A 25,898-nucleotide genomic window follows, 5' to 3' on the forward strand; every position below is an offset into this window, starting at 1 on the left:
GATCCCGTCAAGCCTCGAATTCAACGGGGCTTCGGAGATTGCGCGCCAAAATACGATCCGGCACGTCACCAGCATGCGGAAATTGCTGGCGGGACAACCTGCCCCCTGTGCTAACGCGGTGCACGGCCGCCCCCCACAGCCCGCGGCCAGGAGGAAGCAAGATGCAAGATCGCGCCGGCATGCTCGTGCACCCCTTCATGTTCCCCCTCAACCGCGACCGCGACCCGGAAGATTGGAAGATCCACTGGTTCCGTGACGGGACGGCGATGGGCCACGTCCTCTGGGCGCTGAGCACCACGGGTCTCGCCCGGTCCTTCGACGTCGTGAACGCCGCCGACAGTCCCTGGCCCGCGAGCATCTCCGGCGAGAGCGCCCGGCTCGTCCTGTTCGTGACCGCGACCCGGCTGCCGCTCAGCGACGACGATCAGCGCAAGGCCATCGCGCGCAGCGGCTGCGTGATCGAGAACGCGATCCTGAACCGCCTCCTCAACTACTTCACCTACCTCGAGCGCGGCCGCGCCGTGCTGACGCGCGAGATGTCGGGCGTGCTGGAGCGCCGCAACCGCGCCGACATCGAGTTTCCGCAATACCATCGCCCCTGCAAGTACTTCCGCGACCTCTACGCCGAGACCCACGCTGAGCGCCGCCCCGTCGAGAACAAGAAGCCGTGGCGCACCTACGGCTACGTGGTGCGGGACCAGCTCTGGATCGACGGTCCGCACTTCCTCTCCTTCTTCGCCATGGACGGTGAGACGAACATCGGCTTCGCCCACCTCCTCCGCACGCGCCACGCGAGTCTGCTCGAGGGTCCGGGCCTCTCGATCGTCGAGCTGAGCGGCATGATCCCGCCCAAGGTCGGGTCGCTCGAGTTCATCGACGAGTGGAAATCGGATGTCATCCTCGACCGCGCTCCGACCCGCGTTCGGCCGCCGCGGACGCGCGAGCAGGCCTGTCGCGAGGCGCCGCTTTGCGGTCCCGATTTCATGGATGCGTACCTCGGGAAGTTCGGCCTCGGCGCCTCCGCCGCCGTGCCGCCGGCCGCCGACCCGGGAGCACGCGACGACCGGAGCGCCCGCACGACGCACCCCCTGCCGCGGCATCGCGTCGCCTAAAGGAGGTTCGCCGGGAATTTCCTTTCGCCGGGACCGCCCGGGCGGTCCGGAACGTGCGCATGTACCGCGCATGCCGCACCTCTGGACCGCCCCCGCTCCCGACACCGCAGCCGCCCGCGACGACCACGCGCCGCGCTGGTCCCGCCGGCTGATCGACGCGACGTGCACCGTCGGCGACGCGACGCTCGCGCGCGCGGACCTCACCGGCGGCGCGCGTTGGCTCGTGCTCGGGCCCGCGACGGTGCGCGTGAACGGCGCGCCGCTCGCGACCGGCATCGCGGTCCTCCGCGACCGTGACGAGCTCCTGATCGACGGCGCGCGCCTCTACTTCTCGACCGAGGCGCGCCCGGTCGTCACGCCGCTGCCGCCGAGCGAGCGTCCGCTCCGCTGCCCGCGCTGCACGGTCGTGATCGCGAGCGGCGCGGCCGCCGTGGCATGCCCCGCGTGCGGCATCTGGCACCACGAGAGCGCGGAGCGGCAGTGCTGGACGTACGCGGCCGTCTGCGCCTCGTGCGACCAGGCGACCGCCTTCGACGCGCCCTTCCGCTTCGACCCGATGGTGCTCGGATGACGGCCACCCGCGGAGCCACGGTCGTGGTCGTCGGCGCCGGCGGCAGCATCGGCAGTCAGCTCGTCCCCCACCTCGCGCGCACGCCGGGCATCGGACGGGTCGTGCTCGTCGACGGCGACCGTTACGACGAACGCAACCTCTGGGGTCAGAACATCCGCCGTCGCGACCTCGGACATCTGAAGGTCGCCGTGCAGCGGCGAGTGCTGCGCGAGATCGACGGCACGCTCGCGGTCGACGCGATCGCGGACGTCGTCGAGAACGTGCCGCTCGGGCGCATGCGGGGCGACGTGGTGCTCGGCGCCGTCGACTCCAAGGGCGCCCGGCGCTCGCTCAACACGATCGCGACGCGCCTCGGCATGCCCTGGATCGACGCCGGCGTGAACGGCGATCAGCGCCTCGCACGCGTGAGCATCTACCGCACCGACGCCGCGGCGCCCTGTCACGAATGCGCGTGGGACGACGGCGACTACGCGCTCGCCGACACGGAGCGGCCCTGCCTCGCGGGCGCGTCGTGGACGCCGACCCGGGCGCCGAGCGCCCTCGGGGCGCTCGCGGCGTCGCTGCAGGCGCTCGAGTGCCGGCGGCTCCTCGCCGCCGAGGACGCCTTCGACGGCGCCGGGCGCGAAGTGGTCGTCGCCGCCGACACGCACCGCATGGTGGTGACCCGGTTCGCCCGCAACCCCGACTGCCGCTTCGATCACCGCGCCTTCGCGCTCCTCCCGCTCACGCCGAGCGTGGCGACCGCGACGCTCGCCGACGCGTTCGCGCTCGCGCGCCGCGCGCTCAGGGGCGACGCCGTCGAGCTCGGCGTGCCCGGCCATCTCTTCGCGACCCGGCTCACGTGCGTGCGGTGCCGGAACGCGCAGTCGCTCGCGCCGCATCTCCGCGGCCGCCTCGACGCGACCGCTCTCGCCTGCCCCGCCTGCGGCGCCGCGCGCGAGGTCGGCGGCTTCGACGCGCACGAGCGGCTCGACCCGACGCAGCCGGCGGCCGTCGCCGCGCTACCGCTCGCGCGGCTCGGGCTCCGCGCCGGCGACGTCGTCGGCGCGACCGACGGCCGCACGGTCGTCCATTTCGAATGTGGAGGTGACGCACCATGATGGATCCGAAGCTCCGCGACTTCCTCGAGACGCAACGCACGCAAGGCCTGGCGCTCGCCGCCGCGAGCGACCTGCTCGAGCTCGTGCCGCTCGACGGCCCGCCGACGCGCCGTTGGGTCGCGCGTTTCCGCTGCGCCGGGCTCGTCGAGACCGAGACGGGAACGATCGTCGAGGGCGACGACTTCTGGGCCGGCATCACGTTCCGCGAAGACCACCTGCGCGCGGTCGACCCGCGCATGCTCGTGACCTGGCTCCGCCCGCGCCTCTGGCACCCGAACGTGCTGGGGCCACTGGTCTGCCTCGGGCACACCGGCGTCGGCATCTCGCTCGTCGAGATCGTCTACCAGCTGCACGCGATCGTCACCTACACCAAGGCCACGCTCGACGACGCGCTGAATCCCGCGGCCGCCGCGTGGGCACGCGAGCAGGCGCACCGCTTCCCGGTCGATCGCCGTCCGTTGAAGCGCCTGGACGCTCCGGCGCCGGTCGGCGCGCCGGACGCGGTCGATTTCGTCGTCGCAGAGGTGGCGCCGTGAACGCGCGCGCGGTCGCGGCACTGACGGCGGCGGTCGACGTGATCGTGCCGGCGGGACCCGACGCGTGGCGCTTCACCGCCGACGTCGCGGGCGCCCCGCTCACCGGCGATGCGGTGAGCGACGGCGACTGGCTCGACCTCACGGTGCCGGCCGGAGAATCCCGCGCCGTCCTCGACGACTGGCGCTCCCTCGAGCGGAACGCGACGCTCCCGGCGGGCGTACGCCTGGTCGCCACCACGGCGGGCATCGGCCTCCGCGCCGACGTGCCGCTCGCGGCAGACGGCGACGCGACATCACTCCTGCGCGCCGCGGTCGGCGCGTTGGCGGCGGCCGCGGGGCTCGCCGGCGCGCCCGCGCGGTCCGACGCCGCGGCCGCGCCGGCGACGAACGCCGCGCCCGAGCGCATCACCGCGCCGCGCTTCGCGACCGCGCCGCGCGGCGCCGACGAGTGGACCGTCGACCTCGCCGTCCCGGACCTCGCGGCGCGCGCCGTCGTGCGCCGCGCGCCCGACGCGACGCTCGCCGTCACCGTCGCGCTCCTCGACGAGATGCCGCAGGCGCTTTCCGCGACGGCGCGCCGCGCCGTCGCCCGCCTCCTCGGACGCGTCGCGACCCTCGTCCGTCTGGCGCGGCCCGCGGTCGACGTCGGCGCGCCGGCGTCGCTGCGCTTCGAAGTGCTCGGCGTAGACGCGGACGCGGTGGCGCTCGACCACGCGTGCGGCGCGCTCGCTGCCGCCTGCCGCCTCGCCGCCGCGGAGACGCCGGCGCTGCTTTCCGACGACGCTCTCGCGCGTCGCTTTCTCGCGCTCGACACCGCCGTGACCATCGCGCGCGCGGCATGACCCCCAACCCGACCCCACCCAGGAGGAACCGACGATGACCCAGACCGCCACCCTCACGATGGATCTCCGCGCCAGCGACATCACCGGCCAGAAGCATGTCCGGGCGGCCGCCGTGCCGAAGCACTTCACGATCGCCGAGGTCGTGCAGCGCCTGATCGCCAAGATGGGCCTCGCGCGCGCGAGCAGCGGCGGTGCGCCGCTCGCCTACCACGCGCGCCTCGACCGCGTCGGACGCCATCTCCACGGCAACGAGACGGTCGGCGACGCGCTCGAGCCCGACGACGAGCTGGTACTGACGCCCGACATCGACGCGGGCCGCGCCGCGCGCCGCTGCGCCGCGACGCGCGCCAAGCGGCGCGGGAGCTGAGCCGTGGCGTACGAGTGGGCCATCGAGCTCGTCGGCGACGACGGGCACGCGGTCGGACGCGTCGGCATCGCGCCCGACTGGCGGCCCGCCGTCGATTGGACCCATTTCGACGGCGTCCGCGCGGGCGTGCTGCCGGCCCGCGCGCGCACCGACGCGGGCGCCGTCGAGCCGCTCTGGGACACGACGCGCGGCGCGCCCTACGTGGACGGCTTCCGCGTGAGCGTGCGGGCCGACGACCGGATCGCGAGGCGGGACATCCCGCGCCGCTACGTCGGCGGCCTCGCCCGCGAGGCCGCCGCCGCGCTCGCGACCCGCCTCGGGCTCCGCGGCGAGCGCGACGTCCGCTGGCTCGTGCGCGCCACCCCCGATGCGGTTCCCACGCCGGCGCCGAACGACGAGGGCTTCGCGGTCGAGCCCGAGGCGCGGCCCTGGCCGGTGCGCGACACCCCGCTCGCGCCCTTCCTCGGCGCGGCGATGCGGGTCGGCGCCGCCGACGGCGGCCTGCCCGTCTTCGTTCCGCCGACGGTCCTCGAGGAGGCCCACGCGCGCGCCGCGGGCGACGTCGAGACGGGCGGCCTGCTCCTCGGCCGCCTGCACCGCGACGTCGAGCCGCCGTACGAGCTCTTCGTCGAGGTCACCGCCCAGCTCCCGGCCGAGCACACGGTCGCGACCGCGACCGCGATCACGTTCACCGCCGAAACGTGGAGCGCCGCGCGCCGCGCGGTCGCGGCGCGCGGCCGGAGCGAGATCGTCGTCGGATGGATCCATAGCCACCCGGACTGGTGCCGATTGCACGACTGCCCGCTCGAGCGGCGCCGCACGTGCACGGCGTCGCAACCGTTCTTCAGCCCGGAGGACGTGCACCTCCACGCGTCGTGCTTCCCGATCGGCTGGCAGGTCGCGCTCCTCGTGAGCGACAGCGCGGCGACCGGCGGCCTCACCTCGTCGCTCTACGGGTGGTCGGAGGGCCTGGTCGTGCCCCGCGCGTTCCACGTTCTGCTGCAAGGAGTCTCCCATGCCTAGATCGCCCGCATCCACCCTCGACGCCGACGTCGTCGCGCGTCTGCTCGCCACCGGCGACGACGCGCCCTCGCTCGACGAGCAGGTCATGCTCGCCGCGCTCCTGCGGGCGCGTACGCGCGACGCCGGCGGCCAGCTCGACCGCCTGCTCCTCGAGCAGCTGGCGGCGCTCCGCCAGGGCCTCGCGGCCGCCGACCACGTGCAGCGCGAGCTCCGCGCCGTCCTCGATCGCCTGGCGGCGCCGCCGTGGCACCCGGCGCTCTTCCTCCGCGTCGTCGCGACCGACCTCGGCCCGCGCGCGATGGTCGCGCAGGCCGGGAGCCGGCGCGTCGTCGCCCTCGGCGAGGACGTCGCGATCGACGAGCTGGCGCCGGGCGAGGAGGTCCTGCTCGGTGCCGACGGCTCGATCGTCGCGGCGCGCTCGCCGTACGGCGCGCCGCCCTTCGGCGAGACGGCGACCTTCGAGCGCCTCCTCGCGGACGGGCGCGTGATGCTGCGGTGGCGCGACGAGGAGGTCGTCGTCGACGTTGCGGGAGCGCTCGCGGCGACGGCGCTCGCGCCCGGCGATCTGGTGCGCTGGGACCGCACCGCGTGGATGGCTCTCGAACGCGTCGGCGCGGGCACGCGCGACGATCTCGGCTTCGCCGACGTCCCGGACGTCGGACGCGCCGACGTCGGCGGCCTCGACGACGCGCTCGAGCTCGTACTGTCCGCCCTCAGCGCGACGCTGGTCGCGCCCGCGAAGGCGCGCGCGTACGGCCTGCGCGGCCGGCAGGCGATCCTCATGGTCGGGCCGCCGGGCTGCGGCAAGACGCTGATCGCGCGCGTCGCCGCCGCGGAGGTGGGACGGCTCGCGGGCCGGCGCTGTCGCTTCGCGATCGTGAAGCCGTCGGAGTGGGACGATCCCTACTACGGCGTCACCGGGCAGCGCATCCGCGCGACCTTCGCGGCGCTGGCGCGCGCCGCCGACGAGGACGGCTCCGCCGTGCTCTTCCTCGACGAGATCGAGGCGATCGGCCGGGCGCGCGGCGGCGCCGGCAACCTGCACGGCGACAAGTACCTGACGGCGCTGCTCGTCGAGCTCGACGGATTCGCCGCGCATCGCAACGTGGCGGTGATCGCCGCGACGAACCGGCGCGACCTCCTCGACGGCGCCCTGCGCTCCCGCTTCGACGTCGAGGTGCCGGTCGGGCGTCCGACGCTCGCCGGCGCGCGCGCGATCTTCGCGCTGCACGTGCCGCCGAGCGTACCGCTCGCCGACGGCGCCGGGCGCGACGCCCTCGTGGACCTCGCCGTGTCGCGGCTCTACGCCCCGAACGCGGGCGCGATCGCGACCCTCGTCCTCCGCGACGGACGAACGCGGGTCGTCGCCGCGCGCGAGCTCGCGAGCGGCCGCCTCATCGCGCAGATCGTCGCCGCCGCGTGTCGGCGCGCCTACGTTCGCGACCTCCGCGGCGGCGCGCCGGGACTCCGCGCCGCCGACCTCGAGCACGCGATCGACGACGCCCTCGGACGGCTCGCGACCCTGCTCACGCCGCGGAACGCGCACGACCACCTCGTCGACCTGCCGGCGGACGCCGACGTCGTACGCGTGCGGCCGTGCGCCGCCGTCGCGACCCGGCCGTACCGCTACGAGCGTGCCGCGTGACCGCCGTCGTCCGACGTCCGGCCGCGCGGCGGCCCATCGTGTGCGGCGCCGACGTGGAGCTCGGGAACTTCGTCGTCGGCCTCGACGACGCGCCCGGGCTCGCCGGCGCGCGCCTCGCCGCCCGCCTCCTCCTGCACGCCATCCCCGGCCCGTACGCGCGCCCGACCGACCCGCTCGGCTGGCAGCGCGGCTGGGATCCGCAGGACGCGGGGCGGAAGTTCCTGCGCACGAACGGCGGCTGCTTCTACATCGACCTCGACCACCTCGAAGCATGCGTGCCGGAGATCCGGAGCGCGTGGGACCACGTCGCGGCCTGGCACGCCATGCTGCGCATCGCCGCCGCCGCCCGCGCCGACGCCGAGGCGCTGCTCCCCGACGGCTGCACGCTCCAGCTCCTCGCCAACAACAGCGACGGCCGCGGCAACGCCTACGGCAGCCACGTCTCCTTCCTCGTGTCGCGCCGGCTCTGGAACGACCTCTTCGAGCGCAAGCTCCATCAGCTGCTCGTGCTCGCGAGCTTCCTCGCGTCGAGCGTCGTCGTGACCGGCGCCGGCAAGGTCGGGGCCGAGAACGGCCGGCCGCCGGTCGACTACCAGCTGAGCCAGCGCGCCGACTTCTTCGAGTCGCTCGTCGGCCCGCAGACGACGTACCGCCGCCCGCTCGTGAACAGCCGCGACGAGCCGCTCTGCGGGACGACCGGCCCGCACGCCGCGTCGCTGGCGCGCCTGCACTGCATCTTCTTCGACGCGACGCTCTGCCACGGCAGCACGCTCCTCAAGATCGGCACGATGCAGCTCCTGCTCGGCATGCTGGAGCAGGGACGCGTACGGACCGACCTCGTCCTCGAGGATCCGGTCGCGGCAACGGTGCGCTGGAGCCACGATCCGACGCTCGTCGCCCGCGCCCGTCTCCTGGACGGACGCCGGCTGACGGCGGCCGAGCTGCAGCTCGCGTTCCTCGACGCCGCCGAGCAGGCCGCCGCGGCGGGCGACTACGAGGGCGTCGTGCCGCGCGCCGCCGAGATCCTCGCGCTCTGGCGCGATACGCTGGAGCGCCTGCGCGCCGGCGACGTCGCGAGCCTCGCGCCGCGCCTCGACTGGGTGCTGAAGCGCGAGCTCCTCACGGGCGCGATGGCGCGCCGGCCCGGCCTCGGCTGGACGGACCCCGGCGTGAAGCACCTCGACCACCTCTACGCGAGCCTCGATCCCGCCGACGGCCTGTACCTGGCGTGCGAGCGCGGCGGCGCGGTCGAGCGGTTCGCCGACGAAGCGGCGATCGCCCGCTTCGTGCGCCAGCCGCCGCCCGACACGCGCGCGTTCGGACGCGCGCTCCTGCAGCGGCTCGGCGGCCGCGCGGTCGCCGACGTCGACTGGGACCGGATCGCGATCGTGCGTGCGGGCCCCGACGGCGTTCCGGTCACGCGAACCGTCCACCTCGACGACCCGCTCGGCTTCACGCGCCACGCGCTCGGCCTGATGCACGCCGAGCTCGGCTTCGCCCGCGACGCGCGCAGCTTCCCACGCACCGCGCTGCGGCCGCCGAGCGCCGGCGCGGACTCCCTGGACGAGCTGCTGGACGCGCTCGACGCCACGACGTCGGCGTGGCCGGACGCGTCGTCCCCCCTGCCACCCGAGGCGTCGGCGACCGGCGCCTCCGAGCCCGCCGGTGCAACCGGCGCCCGAGGAGACTCCCATGAGCACGCGTGAACGCGACCGCCACGACCGCGAAACCCCACCCGCCGCCGCACCGCCGACGCCCGACGCCGAGATCCGCCGCACGGCGGAGCGCCTCTTCGACGAGGCGGAGCACGCGATCGCGCGCGCCCTCTCCGGCGACAGCGCCGCCTTCCTGATGGCGTCGCGCCAGGCCAGTGCCGAGTGAGCGAGGCGGCGCGCATCCTCGGCGTCGAGACCGAGTACGCCGTCGTCGGGGGCGGCGACGACATGGAGCACCTGGCGATCGTCGAGGGGCTCATGCGGCACGCGCGCCGCCGGCTCGCGCACCTTCCCGACGAGCTCGGCCGCGGGATCTTCCTCGCCTCGGGCGGACGGTTCTACCTCGACTGCGGCGCCCATCCCGAGATGACGACGCCGGAGTGCGGCGACCCCTGGTCGCTCGTCGGCGAGGTCCGCGCCGGCGAGCGCACGATGCTCGAGCTCGCCGGCGAGTGGAGCACGCGCCTCCGGGGCGGCCGCGTACTCGTGCTGCGCACCAACGTCGACCTCTCCGGCTCGCAGGCGACCTGGGGGACGCACGAGAACTACGGGCACCGCGCGGCCACGAACCTCGCGCCCGCGATCGTGCCGCACCTCGTTTCGCGCGTCGTGTTCACCGGCGCCGGCGGCTTCGACAACCTCTCGCACGGCATCGACTTCACGCTCTCGCCGCGGACGCCGCACCTCGTGCAGGAGGTCTCGGACGACTCGACCGGGCGGCGCGGGATCTTCCACGACAAGCAGGAGCACCTGGCGCGCACGCACCGCCGGCTGCACCTCCTCTGCGGCGAGAGCCTGTGCTCGGATCTGGCGCTCTGGCTCCGCACCGGCACGACCGCGCTCGTCGTGGCGCTCGCCGAGGGCGGCGTGCAGCCGGGCGCGGCCGTCACCCTGCGCAATCCCGTGGCCGCGATGCGCTACTTCGCGCGCGACCCGACCTGCCGCGCGACCGCGCCCGCGGCGCACGGCGGCTCGCTCACCGCGCTCGACGTCCAGCGCCATTACCTCGCGCTCGCGGAGGCGCACGCCGGCGCGCCCTTCATGCCGCCGTGGACCGAGGCCGTCTGCCGCGCATGGCGCAACGTGCTCGATCGGCTCGCGCACGGCCCCGACGCGGTCGCGACGCGCCTCGACTGGGCCGTCAAGCTCGCGCTCTTCCGCGCCCACGCCCGGCGGCGCGGCGTCGCGTGGGAGACGCTCGCCGCGTGGAGCCCGATCGTCGCGCAGCTCGGCACGGCGCTCGCCCGCGCGGATCGGCGGGAGCCGCTCACCTCGCGGCTCGTGCTCGGGCCGGAGAGCCCGATCGCGGCCGAGGTCGCGCGCCTCGGGCCGATCGTGACCGGCATGGGCCTGAGCTGGAAGGAGATCGAGGCGGTGCTGGCGCTCCGGCTCGAGCTCTTCGAGCTCGATGCCCGCTTCGGCCAGCTCGGCGAAGGCGGGATCTTTGCGCAGCTCGACACGGCCGGCACGCTCGACCACCGCGTCGAGCCGGCGCCCGGCGCGCCGCCGATCCCGCGCGCTGCGCTCCGCGCCGCGCTCGTCCGTGAGCTCGCCGGCAACGGCACACGCTACTCCTGCACGTGGTCCGGGATCTGGGACTCGGACACCGACAGGTACGTCGACCTCGACGATCCCTTCGAGGTGCGGAACGAGTGGATCGGCTGGCGCCCGAACGGCCCCGGCGTGCCGCCCGAGCGCTTCCTCCGCGGCCGGGAGCGGCGCGCCGCCGACCCGATCGCGCTCAGCATCCGGGCGCTCGAGCTCCGCAAGCGCCACCAGCTGCCGCAGGCGGAGCGCGCGCTCCGTCGCGCGATCGCGCTCGAGGACGAGCAGGTGCCCGCCGACTCCCCGAAGCGCCCGCACCGGCGAAACAACCTGGCACTCGTGCTCCTGCGCGCCGAGAAGCTCGACGAGGCGCGCGCCGCGAACGCGGAAGCCTGGCGTCTCAAGACGCCGCCCCACGACGTCACCAGCGGTCGCATCCTCTTCACGCGGGTCGCGCTCCTCCTGCTCGCGGGCGAGCGCGCGGTCCGCCTCCATCTCGGACAGCTGAAGACGCTCCTCGCCCCAGGCACACTCGCGTGCCTCGGCGACGTGACGACCATCTGGGACGTCCCCGACGTGCTCGCGTTCCTCGCGGAGCGCCTGGCGTCCGACGAAGCCGCCCTCCTCGCCGCGATCGCGGAGACGCTGAACGCGCCCGCGGAGGTCGCCGCCCTCGATGCGCACGCGCGCTGGGCCGCGGCCGACGCAACGCCCCTCACCGCGCCGTGGCCGAGCCCGTAGCCGGATGGGATCCCGACGCCCCGCGGCGGTTGACCCGCCGCGGCGCCGAGCGTACGACGGCGGCGATGTCCGTCGTCGCGCTCGCCGGCATGAACCACCTGTCGTTCCCGGTCCGCGATCTCGAGCGCTCGGTCCGCTTCTACCGCGACGTGCTCGGGCTCGCGCCGATCCCGCGTCCCGATCTACCGATCCCGGGCGCGTGGCTCGGCGGCAACGGCATCCAGGTACACCTGATCGTGCCCCCCGAGGGGGTGCCGCTCGGCGCGCCGCCGCCGTCGCTGAATCCGCTCGGCGGGCACGTCGCCTTCTCCATCGACGACTACGACGCGGCGGCGGCGGCGCTGCGCGCCGCCGGCATCGAGACGCTCGCAGCGGGGAGCGAGGTCGGCCAGCTCTGGATCCGCGATCCGGACGGTCACCTCATCGAGCTCATCCGCGGCGACGTGCGCCGCTGAGAATCGCCATGGAGCTGCCGCGCCTCCTCGACGTCGCGACGTCGATGTTCTCGAGCGTGAGCCGGCTCGGAGCCGGCGTGCAGGCGCGCCGGCCCGCGCGCCGACCGGCGCAGCCGCTCGAGCTCTACGAGTTCGAAGGCTGTCCCTACTGCCGGAAGGTGCGCGACGCCTTGACCGAGCTCGATCTCGGGGCGGTGATCTACCCGTGTCCCCCCGGCGGCGCGGTCCATCGGCAGCGGGCGATCGCGCTTGGCGGGAAGGCGCGGTTCCCGTTCCTGGTGGATCCGAACAACGGCAAGCGCCTGTACGAGTCGGACGACATCGTCGCGTATCTCTTCGCGACGTACGGCGGGCGCGAACCCGGCATCCTCCTGCGCGGCCCGCTCGCCACCGCGAGCTCGAAGCTGGCGTCGGCGTTCCGGCCGATCTTCGGCACGAAGGCGCGGCCGTCGCACCAGCCGGCCCACCCGCTCGAGCTCTGGAGCTTCGAGGCGAGCCCGTTCTGCCGGATCGCGCGCGAGACGCTCTCGGAGCTCGAGCTGCCGTACGTGCTGCACAACGTCGGCAAGGACGGCGAAGCCCGGCCGGAGTTCGTCGCGCGCTCGGGCAAGATGATGGTGCCCTACCTCGTCGACCCGAACACGGGCCGCGCGATGTTCGAGTCGGCGGAGATCCGGCGCTACCTGAACGAGACCTACGGCGCGTGAGACGCGGGCCGGCCGCGTCTCCCGAAGGAGTCCGGTGCGCGGACGCGACCCGACTTTCCAGGATGCCCGCCCGGCGCTAAGAGCCGGGGTCGGGAGGGGCGGAACGATGCGATCGCGATGGCTCGTGGCGGTAGTCGTCGTGCTGGCGGTGGCGGCGGTCTCGGAAGCGAAGACGCCGCCGGTACAACGCAAAACGGTGCCGGCCGCGGCGCCGGCGCCCGCCTCGCCGACCAGCGGCTTCCATCCGGAAGCCCCCTACACCGCGGCGCTCTTGCTCGACCGCGACTCCGGGCAGGTGCTCTTCGCGAAAAACGAGCACCTGCGCTGGCCGCCCGCGTCGATGACCAAGATGATGACCGTGCTGCTCGCGCTCGAGCAGGTGCGCGCGCACGCGCTCCGGCTCGACGATCCGATCATCGCGTCGGCCTGGGCCAGCAAGATCGGGGGCTCGCAGGTGTATCTCGCGGAGGGCGAGCAGTTCACGCTCGGCGACCTCCTCGGCTCCATCATGATCGCCTCGGCGAACGACGCCTCGGTGGCGGTCTCCGAGCGCATCGCCGGCTCGACCGACGCCTTCGTCGCCATGATGAACGAGCGCGCGAAGGAGCTCGGCATGGCCGACACCGAGTTCCACAGCGTCCACGGTCTACCGCCCGGCAAGGGCCAGCTGCCCGACCTCATGAGCGCCGCCGACCTCGCGATCCTCGGGCGTGCGCTCGCCGCCTACCCCGAAGCCATGGAGTGGGCGAAGACCTCCGAGGCACCGTTCCGCGGCGGCGCGCTCCAGATGCGCAACACCAACCACCTCGTCCGCACCTACCCCGGCGCCGACGGGCTCAAGACCGGCTTCTACGACGCCGCCGGCTTCGAGGTGACGGCGACCGCGACGCGCGACGACCTGCGCCTCATGGCGGTCGTGCTCGGCGTGCCGACCAAGAAGGGATGCTTCGACGAGGCGGCGAAGCTGCTCACGAGCGGCTTCAACGGGTGGAAGGCGATCGTCGCGGCGAAGAGCGGCGCGACCGTGGGCGGCCCGATCACGGTGACGCGCGGCAAGATCCCGCAGGTCACCGGGGTCGCGTCCGGCGACCTCCGCCTCGTGCTGCCGCGGAGCGAGGCGCAGGGCGCGAAGGTCGAGGTGAAGGTTCCCGCCGAGATCGCGGCGCCGGTGAAGAAGGGACAGGTGGTCGGCGAGGTCGTGGTCACGCGCGCGGGCCGGCAGCTCGGCCGGGTCGACGTGGTGGCGTCGAGCGACGTCGAGAGCACGTCCTGGCTCTCGGGCTGGTACTGACGTCCTGCCGAGCGTCCCGCCCGCGTGACGCTACAACAACGCGTCGACGCTCTCCGGCGGCCGGCCGAGCACTGCGCGCTTTCCGTCCTTGATGACGATCGGCCGCTCGATGAGGACCGGGTGCGCCGCCATCGCGGCGACGAGCTTCTTCGGATCGGCGACCTTGGCGAGCCCGAGCTCGGCGTAGATCGGCTCCTTGGTCCGCATGAGCGCGCGCGGGTCGTCGAAGCCGAGAAGCCGCAGGATCTCGTCGAGGCGCCGCGCGGTCGGCGGATCCTTCAAGTACTCGACGATGGTCGGGGTCACGCCGGCGTCGGTGAGCCGCGCGAGCGTCTCACGCGACTTCGTACAACGGGGGTTGTGGAGGATCTCGTAGCGGGCCATCCCGGACCTCTACATCAGATCGGTCGAGCGCGGACAGTTCTTTCCACCTCAACCGATCAACCGTTGGTCGAGCAGAAACGGGACCGGGCGACCGAAGCGGAGGCGGCGCCAGGTCGGGCAGTATAAGGCGATCATGTGAAAGCCGGCAAGCCGGTTGCGCGCGTCGGCGAGCAGGTAGCCGAGATCGGCGCACTCTGCGATATACCCGCCGCATGAACCGTACGACCGAGATCGGAGACCGCGACGCCACCGGCCAGGCGGAAGCCGTCCGCCGCCGCGAGGTATCGCCGCGCGAGCTCGTCGACGAAGCGATTCGTCGCATCGAGCGCCTGAACCCGCGCCTGAACGCCGTGATCCACGAGCACTTCGCGCGCGCCCGCACGGAAGCCGACGGCCCCCTCCCCGACGGCCCGTTTCGCGGCGTGCCCTTCCTCTTGAAGGATCTCGGGGGCGGCACGCGCGCCGGCGACCCGATCCACTGGGGCACGCGCTTCCTGAAGGACGCCGGATACCGGGCGCCCGTGACCTCCTACCTGGTCGAGAAGTTCATGAAGGCCGGACTCGTCATCGTCGGCCGCACCAACGTCCCGGAGCTCGGGGCCTGGACGACGACGGAGCCCGAGGCGTACGGGCCGACGCGCAATCCGTGGAATCCGGAGCACTCGAGCGGGGGGTCGAGCGGCGGTGCGGCAGCGGCGGTCGCCTCCCGCATGGTCGCCGCGGCGCACGCGAGCGACGGCGGCGGGTCGATCCGCATCCCCGCGAGCGAGTGCGGACTCGTCGGGCTGAAGCCGTCGCGCGGCCGGATCTCGATGGGGCCGGCGATCGGCGAGATGTGGGCCGGGATGGCGTTCGAGCTGGCGGTGACGCGCTCGATCCGCGACGCGGCGGGGCTCCTCGACGCGGTGGCCGGGGCCATGCCGGGGGATCCGTACGTCGCCGAGCTGCCCCTCCGTCCCTACGCGCAGGAGGTGGGCGCACCGACCGGCACGCTCCGCGTCGGGCTCATGCCCGCGATCGCGACCGCGCCCGTCCACGCCGACTGCGCCGCGGCCGTCGAGCGGGCGGGCCGGCTCCTCGCCGACTTCGGCCACCACGTCGAAGTCGCGCACCCGCAGGCGCTCGAGGATCCGGCCGTCAACGGCGCCGTCATCCGAGTCATCGCGACCTCGCAAGCGCACGCCATCGACCACTTCGGGGCGCTGCTCGGCCGCCCGCTCGGAGCGGCCGACATGGACTGCGACAACTGGGCGATCACCGAAATGGGCAGGAAGGTGAGCGGACCGCAGTACCTCGCCGCGCTCGCGGTGCTGCACGAGTGGAACCGTCGCATGGCGAGCTTCTGGTCCGGCGGCTTCGACCTTCTGGTGACGCCGACGATCCCGGTGCCGCCGCCTCGGCTCGGCGAGCAGACTCCCGATCCGTCGGCGCCGCTCAGCGCCTGGGCCAGGGCCGGCGTGATGGTGGCGTTCACGGCGCCCTTCAACGTGACCGGTCAGCCCGCGATGTCGCTGCCGCTCCATTGGAGCGACGCCGGACTGCCGATCGGCGTGCAATTCGTCGCCGGCTTCGGACGCGAGGACGTGCTGATCCGCGTCGGCGCGCAGCTCGAGGCGGCGGCGTGCTGGGCCGAGCGCCGGCCGCCGATCTCGGCCTGAGCGGGCGCGCGCGCGTCACCTCGAAGGCCGTCGCGAGCCGGCGGGCGATCACCACTTCGCGTAGTGGTCCTCGCAGAAGCCGAGCATGTTCGCGATCGCCACGCGGTCGCCGGCCGCCGTCACGAGCGTCCCCGTGAAGCGTCCGAAGAGCTGGTGGAAGTTGGTCGCGAGCACGAGCGCGTTCACACGCTCGACGTGCATCCCTTCGGGCGCGAACGCCAGATCGACGCGGCCGTCCGCCGAGCCGAGGCGCCACGGCCGCATGAGGTCGCGCGGGTCGTAGTCGAACGCCACCGTGTCGATCTTGTGGAGGCGCCCGTCGAGCCAGAAGCAGTTCTCGGTGGCGCTCGTCTCGTTGACGCCGCACGAGACGTTCAAGCCGGCGATGCGGCCGTCGGCCGTGCGGCCGGCGAGACAGCCCCAATTCCAGAACGTCTCCGGACGCATGAAGCCCGCGCTCCAGTCGTGGTGGCCGTAGACGTCGATCGCCCCGAGATCCCAGGTCGCGTCGGCGGTGCGGAGCGTGCCGCGCATACCGAGACCGGCCGTCTTCCGCGCGTAGACCCAGCCGGTCGGGCCGGCGCGGGTGCAGATGCGCATCGGCTCCATCGGCGGCGTCTCCTCGCTGAACGTCGCGTCGATCGTGATCGGGCCGCCGGCGACCTCGAGGCGGCGGGCGCGCGGCGAGGCGTCGGCGTGCATGGCGATGCGCGTGCCGCCGGCCTCGAACGACATGGTGCCGACCTCGGGCGTCGCCACAGCGCGGAGCCCCAGGCCGAACGGCCGCTTCACGCCGTGCTCGACCCGCCGCCGCGTCGTCGGATCCCAGCAGTAGACGAACGCCGTGCCGAACCAGCGCGTGTCGATGATCGCGCAGCCGAAGACCAGCTTCTCGGACAAGCCCCCGAGGAACTGGAACTGATGGAACCCGAAGTGACGCGCCAGCCGGCCGCGCGACTTCCCGAAGGGATCGCGCAGAACGAAGTCGCGGTGGTTCACCTCGTCGATCGGCTCGGAGAAGACGCCGAGCCGCACGCGGCCGTCGGGCGCGACGAGACGCGCCGCCATCGATCAGTCGAGCGGACCGAGCTGCGGCACGTCGGCCTTGGCGTAGGTGTGCTTTTCCTTCACCAGGGGCCCCTCGAAGTGCAAGAGGTCGAGGCCGCGCCAACCGCGTTTCAAGCCGTCGCGCTCGAGCGTGCAGACCCAGCGGATCATCGCCTTCCCGGCGGGCGCGTCGACGAAGCAATCCTCGGTGAGGAAGCGCATCGTGCCGTAGTCGCCGCGGAACTGCGGCACGAAGGCCTCGCGGATCGCCGCCTTACCGACCGCGCGCACGCCGTTGAGCTGGTCGTAGACGGCGTCGTCGGTCAGGAGCGCCATCACGCCGTCGAGATCCTCGCGGTTGAAGGCATCGGTGAAGGCGAGCACGCGCGCTTCGAGCTCGGCGCGGGTCGGGGCGGGTATGGGCACGATCGATCTCCTCGCGAAGGGCGGCATCGCCCGCACGGCGCGCCGCAGTCGCGGCATCGTTGGCTCACTCGCCGACGAGATGCAAGACGAGCTCGCGCACGTGCGCCGCCGCGCGGTGCTCGAACACGTACACCGCCTGCCACGTCCCGAGGGCGAGCGCGCCGTCGACGACCGGAACGGAGAGCTGCGCCGCGGTGAGCGCGGCGCGGATGTGCGCCGGCATGTCGTCGGAGCCTTCCGTCGTGTGCCGATACAACCGATCGTCCTCCGGCACGATCCTCCGCAAGAACGCCTCGAGGTCGCGTAGCACATCCGGGTCCGCGTTCTCCTGGATCACGAGCGACGCCGACGTGTGGCGGATGAAGACGGTGAGCAGGCCCTCGCGGATCTCCTGGCGCGCGACCCATCCGCGGAGCTCGGACGTGACGTCGTAGAGCCCCGCGCCACGGGTCCGGACCGGGAACCGATGCGTCGCCTGGCGCACGACGCGAGCATAGCGGCGACGTACCGCCGCCGCCATCGCCGGCGACCGCGAACGCGATGGCACGGCCCCCAGGCGCGCGCGCATCGCGGGGCCCGTGCTTCTTGCATGATCGCCTTGCGTGATCGCATTGACACGAGGCGCGGCCGGCGTGGTACACGAAGCGGGCCGCGCTGGTTCCCCGAACCCGCGGCCGTCCGAGGACCAGTCAACGTGCCGAACCCCTCCCGACGCGTCGAGGCTTCACGGATGAAGGTCGCGCGCCGCCGGCGACTCTTCCGTTCGCTCGCGGCGCCAATCCTCGTCGCGCTCGCCGTGGCGGCCGGCGCGGTCGCGCACGCGGCCACCATCGAGACCGACAAGGACGACTACGCGCCGGGCGACACGGTGGTGATCTTCGGATCGGGCTGGGAGCCCTGGGAGACCGTCGAGCTCCTGCTGCAGCAGACGCCGGGCGATTTCGACGACGTCGTCTTCATCACGGTCGCGAACGGCGACGGCGACGTGTTCGACGACTCGTTCGCCGTCGAGTGGCGCCATTTCCACGCGAGCTTCCTCCTGACCGCGACGGGGCGCGCGTCGGGCCTCGGCGCGCAGACGACCTTCACCGACGGCATCCTCTCGGACACGATCGACGCGACCGGCGACAGCATCACGCGCGGCTTCAACGCCGATAGCTGCAGCTACGGCGACCAGGTCGATCGCAACTGGGCGACCGGCGACGACCACGGCACGAGCTGGTGCACGTCGGGCGGCGACGGAACGTTCAGCCACGCCGAGCGCCTCGAGTGCGCGAAGCCGGGCCAGATCGTGAACCTGAACGACGGCGAGAGCGGCGCCACGATGCGCGGCGACTTCCAGGCCCAGGCGACGGCGGCGCGCGCCAACATGAGCGGTCAGCCGGCCCCGCGCTACGTGACCGTCCTCATGGGCCACAACGACGCCTGCACCAACACCGAGGACAAGACCGGCAACGGCTGCGGCGGCGACCAGAATCCCGACAACTACTGCCGCACCACCAACGCCGCCTTCGAGCGCGAGCTGCGCGACGGTCTCGACCAACTGATCCAGGTTCCGTCGTCGCGCATCCTCGTCTCCGCCCTCGTCCGCATCTCGGAGCTCTGCAACTTCGGCTCGAAGAACAGCTGCGGGCTCGGCTTCGGCACCAACTGCAGCTTCTTCTGGCAGAACCTGACGACCATCTTCGGCGCCGGCGGCGTCTGCCACTCGCTCACGGCCGACTGCTCGAACGCGCGCCGCATCGACATGTACGACACGACCGTCGCCTACAACGCGATCCTCGCGGCGGTGACGGCGGAGTACGCGGCCATCCCGGCGGGCGGCACGTCGGCGACGGGCGCCGTGAAAGCGAGCGACGTCGGCCTCCGCTTCGTCGAGGCCCCCTTCCATTACAAGTTCTCGAGCGGCGACATCTCGTGCTGCGACTGTTTCCACCCGGCGGCGAGCGGCCAGGCGAAGCTCGCCGAGGGCACGTACGCGGGCTTCCAGTGCAGCGCCGCGACCCCGTGCTGCGCACCCTCGGCCGACCCGCTCGTGAACGCGGCCTGCTCCGCGACCGACGAGACGAGCTTCCATCCCGGCGGCTTCTGGGCCGGCGCCCCGTGCGGCAACGGCGTCGTCGATCCGGGCGAGCAGTGCGACCTCGGGGCCGCGAACGGCACACCCGGCGCGTGCTGCCTCGGGAGCTGCGCTTTCGCGCCGGCGGGTACGACCTGCCGCGCTTCGGCCGGCGTCTGCGACGTCGCCGAGACCTGCACCGGGGCGGCGGCGGCCTGCCCCGCGAACGGCTTCGCGTCGAGCGCGACCGTCTGCCGCGGCTCGGCGGGCGCCTGCGATCCCGCCGAGACCTGCAGCGGCAGCGCGGCGAGCTGCCCGTCCGACGCCAAGAGCGCCGGCGTCTGCCGGCCGAGCGCCGGCTCGTGCGACGTCGCGGAGAGCTGCGACGGCGTGAGCGACGCGTGCCCCGCCGACGTCGTGCAGCCGGCGAGCTTCGTCTGCCGGCCGGCGGGCGGCGTGTGCGACGTCGCCGAGAGTTGCACCGGCTCGAGCGGGGGCTGCCCCACGGACGCGAAGAGCACGGCGACGTGTCGCGCCGCCATCGGCGTCTGCGACCTCACCGAGACCTGCGACGGCGTGAACGATGCGTGTCCCGCCGACGCGTTCGCCCCGCCGACCGTCACGTGTCGCGGCGCGGCCGGCGTCTGCGACCTCGCGGAGAGCTGCACGGGGAGCTCCGCGGCGTGCCCCGCCGACGCCAAGAGCACGGCGGTCTGCCGCGCCGCCGCGGGTGCATGCGACATCGCCGAGAGCTGCGGCGGATCGTCCGACGCGTGTCCCGCCGACGTCCTCGTGACGAGCGGCACCGTCTGTCGCGCCGCGGCCGGCGTCTGCGACCTCGTCGAGAGCTGCGACGGGGCCTCGCCGACCTGCCCCGCCGACGCCAGGAGCACCGCCGTCTGCCGGCCGCCGGCCGGGTTCTGCGATCTCACCGAGAGCTGCGACGGCGTCGGCACCGCCTGCCCGCCCGACAGCCTGCGCCCCGCGAACGTCGTCTGCCGCGCCGCCGCCGGCGTCTGCGACGTCGCCGAGCTCTGCACCGGCGTGAGCGCCGCCTGCCCGGACGACGCCAAGAGTACGGCGGTCTGCCGCGGCGCCGCGGGCGTCTGCGACGTCGGCGAGAGCTGCGACGGATCGTCCGACGCGTGCCCCGACGACAGCTTCGCGGCCGCGACCGTCGTGTGCCGGCCGGCGACGGGCGATTGCGACGCCACCGAGCTCTGCAGCGGCGGCGCGGCCGGGTGTCCGGCCGACGGCGCAGCGGCCGACGGCGCGCCCTGCGACGACGGCGCCGCCTGCACGCTCCCCGACAGCTGCGTCGCCGGCCAGTGCCAGGGCAACACCGACATCTGCGGCGACGGCGCGACCCAGGGAAGTTGCGGCGAGCAGTGCGACGACGGCAACGCGACGAGCGGCGACGGCTGCTCCGCGAGCTGCCAGATCGAGGACACGCCCGGGTGCGGCGCGGCGCCGGCGGCGGGATGCCGCCTGCCGATCGCGTCGGCGCAGGCGGCTCTCTTCCTCCGCAACGCGACGCTCGCGGACAAGGACAGCCTGCAGTGGAAGTGGCATCGCGGCGCCGCCACGCCGAAGGCGGACTTCGGGAACCCGACCGTCGACGCGAGCTACCAGCTCTGCGTCTACGACGGCGGCACGCTCCGCACGAGCCTGCCGCTCCCCACGGCCGGCGTCTGCGGCGGACGGCCGTGCTGGAAGGAGAACGGAGCGGGCTTCCAGTACGCCGACAAGACCGGGCTCCACGGCGTCACGCGCCTCGTCCTCAAGAGCGGCGCGGCGCCCGGGAAGGCGAAGATCCTGCTCAAGGGCCGGGGCGCGAACCTCGCGCTCCCGGCACTGCCGCTGGCGCAGCCGGTCCGGGTGCAGCTCCTGAGCTCGACCGGCGTCTGCTGGGAAGCCGCGTTCAGCGCACCGGCGATCCGCAACCAGCCGGACCAGTTCAAGGACAAGTCGGACTGACGAAGCGCCTGGTCCATGCGCCAGTCCGCCCGTGCTCACACGTCGACCATCGCCATCGTTGCTCGCGTCGTGGCAATTGTGCTACCCGGTGCTACATGTCTCGTGTCGCGCGCCGGGTCGGGGTCCGCGAGCTCCGGCAGAACTTGAGCGTTCATTTGCGCGCCGTGGCCGACGGGCACACACTGGAGGTCACCGAGCATGGCCGACCGGTCGCTCTCCTGGCCCCCCTCCCACAACCCGCGTCGACCGTGGCGCGGCTCGTGGCCACTGGACGCGCCACCCGACCGGAGGGAGACCTCGTCGAACTCGGGCCTCCCAAAGGGCGTCCCTCACGGCGACTGACCCGGGCGTTACGGAGCCTCCGGGCCGACCACCGGTGAAATGCCGGCGCTCTATCTCGACTCGTCGGCAATCGTGAAGCTCGTGACCCCCGAGGTGGAATCCCCGGCGTTGCTCGAGTTTCTCCACGCCTTCGAGGAGCGGATCTCGAGCGTACTCGCGCGCGTCGAAGTCCATCGAACCCTCCATCGCGCGCACGGCACCCCCGCGGAGCGGCGGCGCGCCGAGCGCGTCCTGCGACGCATCGCCTTGGTTCAGATCGACGGTCCGATCATCGCCGTCGCGTCGCAGCTCGCGCCCGCCGATCTTCGCTCTCTCGATGCGATCCACCTTGCTACGGCGCTCTCGGTCTCCGGAGCTCTCGCGGGCATGGTCACGTACGACGAGCGACTTGCGCGAGCGGCGACGGTCGCACGCGTCCGTGTGTACGCGCCCGAATAGACAGCCCCGTTGACGGCGGACGCGCGTCAGCGTGGCAGCACGGCGAGCACGGCCGCGGCCTTGGCGCGGAGCGCCGCCGACGGCGCGCGCGCCGCGAGCGCGCTCATCCACTCCTCGACGCTCCGCGGATCGCCCGCGGACGCCTGGAGGATACGCGCGAGGACGGCGTCGTCGACGGGCGTCAGCGTCGAGAGGTACGCCGCCTCGACCTCGGGATCGCGCGCGAACGCGGCGAGCCCGGCGTCGCGGGCCGCCGCGCGCGCCGCCGGGTCTCGCTCCATGACGGCGGCGTGCAGCACCCGCCCGACCGGCGCTTCGTCGCTGCCGACCGCCGCCGCGAGCGGTCCCGCGACGGCAACCGGACGCTGCAGAACGAACGCCTGGTCTTCCTCCTCGGCGAGCGGCGGCCGCGGCGAAGGCGCCGACCCGACGGACGGCGCTGGCGCCGCCGGCGCGCCCCGCGTCAGCAGGTCGATCGTGCGGAGCGAGCCGTCGCCGGCATAGGTCAGCATGAAGCTCTCGGCGCCAAGGAGGCGCGCGAGGCCGTCGGCGATCGGCAGCGCCGTGAAGTCGATGGTGACCGGCCGCGCCTCGACCTCGCCGCGCACGGTGGCGCGCGTCACCGCTGCGATCTCGGCGAGCACCCGGTCGAGCGGCGCGTCGACGACCCGCACGCTCAGCCGGCCGTCCGCCCAGCGCACGGCCGCGGGCGCCGGCGTCGGCGTCGCGGCGGCGCGCGCGGCCGCGGCGAGGCTCCCGAGCCAGAGCGCGGCGAGCGCGATCCCGAGCGAACGCACGCCGCGACTCTGCCGCCAATCGGCGCCGGATGCGAGGACGCGTTGACGCCGCGCCGGACCCGGGTCCAGCGTCGCCGCGCATGGGGCTCACGATGCTCGCGCTCATTGCGATCCGGCGCGACCTCGTACCCCTTCCCATGATCGGCGCGTCCGCCGCAGCGCGACCTCGGGCCGCTCACGCCCTGGCGGCCTCGCGCGAACGTCGCGGCTGACGGCGCGCCTCGTCGACCCGACGAAGCGCACGCGCCCGACGACGCGTCCCGTCAGCCGCAGGTCATCGTGACCGCGCCTCCGCGGCAGCGCGGCTTCGGCGCCGCCGGTCCGTTCCAGTGCGCGCTCGCGCACTCGGCGGCGGCGCCGAGCCGGATCGCGAGGTCGAGCGGACCGACGAGCGGCAGCGCCGGCGCGCTCACCATGCGCACCGCGAACGTCACGCGGCCCGGCGCGCGCGCCGTCGAGCGGTCGGCGACGTCGATACGGCGGACGCCGCCGTGTGCGCCGCTCGGATCGTCGAAGCGCCAGCGCGTCCTCTTCTTGTTGACGGTCCAGCCGACGCCGCCGGGAATCGTGACGTCGAGAACGCCGGGGATCGTCACCCGCACGCCGTTCGCGGCCGGGTCGACCCCGCTCCACGGTTTCGGCAGCACGGCCGTGCCGCTCGCCGCGAGCGCGCCGGTCGCGTAGGTCGCCTTGAGGCGCGCCCTGGCCGCGACGATGCCGCTCGCGCACGGGCTCGCCGCGCTCGGGCTCGGCGTCGGGGCGGGAGGCGTCGCCGTCGCGCCGGCCGCCGGCGTCGGCCTCGGCGTCGGCGCGCCCGGCCCGTCGCCGTTCACGGCCTTCCATTCGACGAGCAGGTCGCGGAGCGCCTCGGGCTCGTTCGTCGGCGGCGGGTCGCCGGTCTGGCTCCGGGTGTTGACGCCGTGGCAGCTGCCGCAGACGCGGATCTCGCCCGGCTGGAAGCTCAGCCAGTTGCGCTCGCGGACGACGCCCGCACCCTGCGCGTCGACGAGCTGCCACGAGAGCGCGCGCCGCGCCGGCACGAGCGCCGCCATCGAGCCGTCGAGCCCGAGCGCGACCGCGCTCGCGGGACCGCCCGGCGCCTGCGACACGCCGTCGCCGTGCATCGGCCGCGCCAGCACGCGCCGGCCGGATCGCGGGTCGGCGACGCCGCCGTAGCCGCGCACGGCATCGGCCTGGAAGATCTGGAAGAACGCGACGTCGTAGATCGTCCCGCTCGCGCCGACCGACTGGACGCCGCCCGGTACGCGGAGATTGAACGGCTGATGCCGGTCGGCGCGGTCGCGCTGGGTGACGTCGCGCGACACGATCAGCGCGAGCCCGTGCTGGCGCAGGAACTCCTTGAAGCTCCCGACGTCGACGCCGACGTCCGCGAAGACGCCGGCCTCGACGGTCGGCAGCGTCTCGACGCGCGCGGTCGGCACGGGACGCGCCGCGACCTCCACCGGATCGAGCTCCCAGAGCGTGCCGTCGAACGTGGCGAGCACGTCCGGCGTCCACCAGCTCACGCTCTTCTGGATGCCGGCGGTGACGGCGCTGCTCGGAGCCCAGAAGCCGCCCTGGAGCGTCAACCGCTTCAAGCGGAACTGATACGACCAGCTCGGCGACGCCGTGCTGCCGTCGTTCGCGAGGCTCCCGGTCGCGGGCGTGTGCACGGCCACGAGCGTGCCGTCCGCGAGCGGCAGCGGGTTCCGGAAGTAGCCGGTGTCGGCCGGGACGTCGGCGTCGGCGCTCGTCGGCGTCACCGCCGTGAGCGTCATCTCCTCCGCGTTCAGCGTCGGCGCGCCGGTCAGGCGCATGAGCGTGCCGGCCGTGCCCGTGCCGAACTCCGGAGCGTGCGTCGCGAGGAAATCGCCGGGGCTCACCGGGTCCTCGCGCAGATGGAAGAGCCCGCCGTCACCTCCGATGCGAAGCTCGTTCGCGTGCAGGGACGGGCTCACGAAGTAGGTCAGATTCGGGTCGGCGACGAAGCTCCCGTCGGAGTACGTGCCGCCGAGCTCGTGGCGGCCGACGTGGTTCAGCGTCTCCTCGGCGGTCCCGTCCTGGTTCAGCTCCCACGGGAAGAACTGGTTGAAGGTATGGGTCGAGAGCGCCGGCGAGTAGGCCGGGTCGCCGGCGGTGCGCGGCTCCGGGAACACCTCGGCGCCGGCGAGGCTGGTCGTGGTCGCCGCGTTCGCGGCCTCGCTCGCCCACGTGAAGGCGCCGTAGCTCGCGGCCGTGCCCGGGGCGTCGCCCTGCTGATCGCGCTGCAAGTGATCCCACTTGGTGAAGATCACGCGCCCGAAGGAGTCCAGCGAGAGCGAGAAGGCGCCGCTCGGCGCGTGCTCGAGGAGCATGAGGTCGCCACTCGTCTCGTCGAGCGAGTAGATACCGGCGACGACGTCTGCCGACTCGTACTCGTCGCGCTGTGGGTAGAGGTGCGCTTCGCCGGTCGGCGGGCGGTCGGAGGTGAAGAGAATGCGGCCGTCGGTCGCGTAGATCGGCGACACGTTATTGTAGGCCGGCTGGTTCGCGATCGTGCGGATCGCCGCGGTCTGGCCCTGCCCGAGCCCCGTCACCTCGTAGATCTGCCAGCGAAAGGTCGCGACCTGGTACCGCTGGGTCGGCGCGCCGACGACCATCGCGAAGAGCGCCTTCGTGCCGCTCCAGTGCACGCACGGCTCGCGGACGGCGATGGCGTTCGCGCCCTGCTGGCCGCTCGAGCCGTAGCCGGCCTCCTGGGTGAGGAAGCGCAGCGAGCCGTCGGGATAGCGAACCACGAGGTCGCCGCCGCGGGGTGCGTCGCTCGGACCGGCGAGATGGTTGCCGAAGGTGCTGGTGAGGACGGTGAAGCCGCCGACCGGCACCTGGGTCACGAAGAGGATGGGGTTCGTCTGCGCGGCGGCGGGAACGGCCCACGCCGCGAGCACGAGGACGCCCGCGACGAGCCTACGACAAATGACCAGCGGTTTGCCTCGCATCGCTCGGCCTCCTCGGCCTGCGAGGCAGCAAGCATCGTTCCGCGCGAACCGGCGCGCTTCCGTCCGCGATGGCGCCGCTCCGCGCCACCGAGCCGTACGGCGATGACGGCGCGCCACGCCGGTGACGGCCGATGCCAGGGCG

General features: G+C 73.7%; 24 protein-coding genes. 18 read left to right on the forward strand and 6 right to left on the reverse strand.

The window, feature by feature from the left end; translation table 11 throughout:
• Positions 1–161 precede the first annotated feature (161 nt).
• From IT293_13050 to IT293_13115, 14 genes are all read left to right on the forward strand, one after another.
• Positions 162–1,112: a hypothetical protein gene (locus tag IT293_13050; GenBank protein ID MCC6765581.1), complete on the forward strand. Its 951-nt coding sequence runs from the start codon at positions 162–164 to the stop codon at positions 1,110–1,112.
• 70 nt (positions 1,113–1,182) lie between these two features.
• Positions 1,183–1,683, forward strand: a complete 501-nt coding sequence (locus IT293_13055) for a hypothetical protein (protein ID MCC6765582.1) — start codon at positions 1,183–1,185, stop codon at positions 1,681–1,683.
• Positions 1,680–2,783, forward strand: coding sequence for a ThiF family adenylyltransferase (locus IT293_13060; GenBank protein ID MCC6765583.1), 1,104 nt, complete (start codon positions 1,680–1,682; stop codon positions 2,781–2,783). The genes IT293_13055 and IT293_13060 overlap by 4 nt, the downstream gene beginning before the upstream one ends.
• Positions 2,780–3,319, forward strand: coding sequence for a hypothetical protein (locus IT293_13065; GenBank protein MCC6765584.1), 540 nt, complete (start codon positions 2,780–2,782; stop codon positions 3,317–3,319). Before IT293_13060 ends, IT293_13065 begins: the two co-directional genes overlap by 4 nt.
• Entirely contained in the window at positions 3,316–4,161 is an 846-nt protein-coding gene (locus tag IT293_13070) for a hypothetical protein (GenBank protein ID MCC6765585.1), read from the forward strand. The genes IT293_13065 and IT293_13070 overlap by 4 nt, the downstream gene beginning before the upstream one ends.
• 34 nt (positions 4,162–4,195) lie before the next feature.
• Positions 4,196–4,528 carry a hypothetical protein gene (locus IT293_13075; GenBank protein ID MCC6765586.1) on the forward strand — a complete coding sequence of 111 codons (333 nt, stop codon included), beginning with the start codon at positions 4,196–4,198 and terminating at the stop codon, positions 4,526–4,528.
• A 3-nt stretch (positions 4,529–4,531) separates the two neighbouring features.
• Positions 4,532–5,551, forward strand: a complete 1,020-nt coding sequence (locus IT293_13080; GenBank protein MCC6765587.1) for a Mov34/MPN/PAD-1 family protein — start codon at positions 4,532–4,534, stop codon at positions 5,549–5,551.
• Positions 5,544–7,196, forward strand: coding sequence for an AAA family ATPase (locus IT293_13085; GenBank protein MCC6765588.1), 1,653 nt, complete (start codon positions 5,544–5,546; stop codon positions 7,194–7,196). The genes IT293_13080 and IT293_13085 overlap by 8 nt, the downstream gene beginning before the upstream one ends.
• Positions 7,193–8,902, forward strand: coding sequence for a proteasome accessory factor PafA2 family protein (locus tag IT293_13090; GenBank protein MCC6765589.1), 1,710 nt, complete (start codon positions 7,193–7,195; stop codon positions 8,900–8,902). The genes IT293_13085 and IT293_13090 overlap by 4 nt, the downstream gene beginning before the upstream one ends.
• Entirely contained in the window at positions 8,889–9,077 is a 189-nt protein-coding gene (locus IT293_13095) for a hypothetical protein (GenBank protein ID MCC6765590.1), read from the forward strand. Before IT293_13090 ends, IT293_13095 begins: the two co-directional genes overlap by 14 nt.
• Positions 9,074–11,197 (forward strand): proteasome accessory factor PafA2 family protein, encoded by a 2,124-nt coding sequence (locus IT293_13100; protein MCC6765591.1) that lies wholly within the window; start codon positions 9,074–9,076, stop codon positions 11,195–11,197. The genes IT293_13095 and IT293_13100 overlap by 4 nt, the downstream gene beginning before the upstream one ends.
• A complete protein-coding gene (locus IT293_13105; GenBank protein ID MCC6765592.1) occupies positions 11,182–11,652 on the forward strand; it encodes a VOC family protein in 471 nt (156 codons plus the stop codon). The genes IT293_13100 and IT293_13105 overlap by 16 nt, the downstream gene beginning before the upstream one ends.
• Positions 11,653–11,660: 8 nt before the next feature.
• The gene (locus tag IT293_13110) at positions 11,661–12,359 is read left to right on the forward strand and encodes a glutathione S-transferase N-terminal domain-containing protein (protein MCC6765593.1); all 699 of its coding nucleotides are present in this window, start codon (positions 11,661–11,663) and stop codon (positions 12,357–12,359) included.
• Positions 12,360–12,465: 106 nt separating this feature from the next.
• Complete coding sequence (locus tag IT293_13115) at positions 12,466–13,650, forward strand: D-alanyl-D-alanine carboxypeptidase (protein ID MCC6765594.1); 1,185 nt, start codon at positions 12,466–12,468, stop codon at positions 13,648–13,650.
• Between the two features lie 30 nt (positions 13,651–13,680).
• On the opposite strand, the gene arsC is transcribed toward IT293_13115, so the two are convergent.
• Entirely contained in the window at positions 13,681–14,034 is a 354-nt protein-coding gene (gene arsC, locus IT293_13120) for an arsenate reductase (glutaredoxin) (protein MCC6765595.1), read from the reverse strand.
• A 212-nt stretch (positions 14,035–14,246) separates the two neighbouring features.
• Here arsC and IT293_13125 point away from each other — a divergent pair, with 212 nt between their 5' ends.
• Positions 14,247–15,692, forward strand: coding sequence for an amidase (locus tag IT293_13125; protein ID MCC6765596.1), 1,446 nt, complete (start codon positions 14,247–14,249; stop codon positions 15,690–15,692).
• 48 nt (positions 15,693–15,740) lie between these two features.
• Here IT293_13125 and IT293_13130 read toward each other — a convergent pair whose 3' ends face one another.
• The 3 genes from IT293_13130 to IT293_13140 are packed head-to-tail and all read right to left on the reverse strand — an operon-like array spanning position 15,741 to position 17,685.
• Positions 15,741–16,760, reverse strand: a complete 1,020-nt coding sequence (locus IT293_13130) for a DUF2804 domain-containing protein (protein ID MCC6765597.1) — start codon at positions 16,758–16,760, stop codon at positions 15,741–15,743.
• 3 nt (positions 16,761–16,763) lie between these two features.
• On the reverse strand, positions 16,764–17,192 hold the full coding sequence (locus IT293_13135; protein ID MCC6765598.1) for a nuclear transport factor 2 family protein: 429 nt from the start codon (positions 17,190–17,192) through the stop codon (positions 16,764–16,766).
• 37 nt (positions 17,193–17,229) lie between these two features.
• On the reverse strand, positions 17,230–17,685 hold the full coding sequence (locus IT293_13140) for a YjbQ family protein (protein MCC6765599.1): 456 nt from the start codon (positions 17,683–17,685) through the stop codon (positions 17,230–17,232).
• Positions 17,686–17,895: 210 nt separating this feature from the next.
• Here IT293_13140 and IT293_13145 point away from each other — a divergent pair, with 210 nt between their 5' ends.
• From IT293_13145 to IT293_13155, 3 genes are all read left to right on the forward strand, one after another.
• Complete coding sequence (locus IT293_13145; GenBank protein ID MCC6765600.1) at positions 17,896–21,201, forward strand: hypothetical protein; 3,306 nt, start codon at positions 17,896–17,898, stop codon at positions 21,199–21,201.
• Between the two features lie 95 nt (positions 21,202–21,296).
• A complete protein-coding gene (locus IT293_13150; protein ID MCC6765601.1) occupies positions 21,297–21,581 on the forward strand; it encodes a type II toxin-antitoxin system prevent-host-death family antitoxin in 285 nt (94 codons plus the stop codon).
• A gap of 1 nt (position 21,582) precedes the next feature.
• Positions 21,583–21,981, forward strand: coding sequence for a type II toxin-antitoxin system VapC family toxin (locus tag IT293_13155; protein MCC6765602.1), 399 nt, complete (start codon positions 21,583–21,585; stop codon positions 21,979–21,981).
• 26 nt (positions 21,982–22,007) lie between these two features.
• Here the strand turns inward: IT293_13155 and IT293_13160 are convergent, their stop codons facing one another.
• Together IT293_13160 and IT293_13165 are read right to left on the reverse strand one after the other, a co-directional pair.
• Positions 22,008–22,778 (reverse strand): hypothetical protein, encoded by a 771-nt coding sequence (locus IT293_13160; GenBank protein ID MCC6765603.1) that lies wholly within the window; start codon positions 22,776–22,778, stop codon positions 22,008–22,010.
• 263 nt (positions 22,779–23,041) lie between these two features.
• Positions 23,042–25,756 (reverse strand): hypothetical protein, encoded by a 2,715-nt coding sequence (locus IT293_13165; GenBank protein ID MCC6765604.1) that lies wholly within the window; start codon positions 25,754–25,756, stop codon positions 23,042–23,044.
• Between the last annotated feature and the right edge of the window lie 142 nt (positions 25,757–25,898).

The sequence above is a fragment of the Deltaproteobacteria bacterium genome (genome assembly GCA_020848745.1).
Taxonomy (GTDB): Bacteria; Desulfobacterota; Binatia; order UTPRO1; family UTPRO1; genus UTPRO1.

Coding starts and splice junctions, on each gene's coding strand:
- IT293_13050 (MCC6765581.1), top strand. CDS start 162: ATGCAAGATCGCGCCGGCATGCTCGTGCACCCCTTCATGTTCCCCCTC.
- IT293_13055 (MCC6765582.1), top strand. CDS start 1,183: ATGCCGCACCTCTGGACCGCCCCCGCTCCCGACACCGCAGCCGCCCGC.
- IT293_13060 (MCC6765583.1), top strand. CDS start 1,680: ATGACGGCCACCCGCGGAGCCACGGTCGTGGTCGTCGGCGCCGGCGGC.
- IT293_13065 (MCC6765584.1), top strand. CDS start 2,780: ATGATGGATCCGAAGCTCCGCGACTTCCTCGAGACGCAACGCACGCAA.
- IT293_13075 (MCC6765586.1), top strand. CDS start 4,196: ATGACCCAGACCGCCACCCTCACGATGGATCTCCGCGCCAGCGACATC.
- IT293_13085 (MCC6765588.1), top strand. CDS start 5,544: ATGCCTAGATCGCCCGCATCCACCCTCGACGCCGACGTCGTCGCGCGT.
- IT293_13095 (MCC6765590.1), top strand. CDS start 8,889: ATGAGCACGCGTGAACGCGACCGCCACGACCGCGAAACCCCACCCGCC.
- IT293_13110 (MCC6765593.1), top strand. CDS start 11,661: ATGGAGCTGCCGCGCCTCCTCGACGTCGCGACGTCGATGTTCTCGAGC.
- IT293_13115 (MCC6765594.1), top strand. CDS start 12,466: ATGCGATCGCGATGGCTCGTGGCGGTAGTCGTCGTGCTGGCGGTGGCG.
- arsC (MCC6765595.1), bottom strand. CDS start 14,034: ATGGCCCGCTACGAGATCCTCCACAACCCCCGTTGTACGAAGTCGCGT.
- IT293_13125 (MCC6765596.1), top strand. CDS start 14,247: ATGAACCGTACGACCGAGATCGGAGACCGCGACGCCACCGGCCAGGCG.
- IT293_13130 (MCC6765597.1), bottom strand. CDS start 16,760: ATGGCGGCGCGTCTCGTCGCGCCCGACGGCCGCGTGCGGCTCGGCGTC.
- IT293_13135 (MCC6765598.1), bottom strand. CDS start 17,192: ATGCCGCCCTTCGCGAGGAGATCGATCGTGCCCATACCCGCCCCGACC.
- IT293_13140 (MCC6765599.1), bottom strand. CDS start 17,685: ATGGCGGCGGCGGTACGTCGCCGCTATGCTCGCGTCGTGCGCCAGGCG.
- IT293_13145 (MCC6765600.1), top strand. CDS start 17,896: ATGAAGGTCGCGCGCCGCCGGCGACTCTTCCGTTCGCTCGCGGCGCCA.
- IT293_13150 (MCC6765601.1), top strand. CDS start 21,297: ATGTCTCGTGTCGCGCGCCGGGTCGGGGTCCGCGAGCTCCGGCAGAAC.
- IT293_13155 (MCC6765602.1), top strand. CDS start 21,583: ATGCCGGCGCTCTATCTCGACTCGTCGGCAATCGTGAAGCTCGTGACC.
- IT293_13165 (MCC6765604.1), bottom strand. CDS start 25,756: ATGCGAGGCAAACCGCTGGTCATTTGTCGTAGGCTCGTCGCGGGCGTC.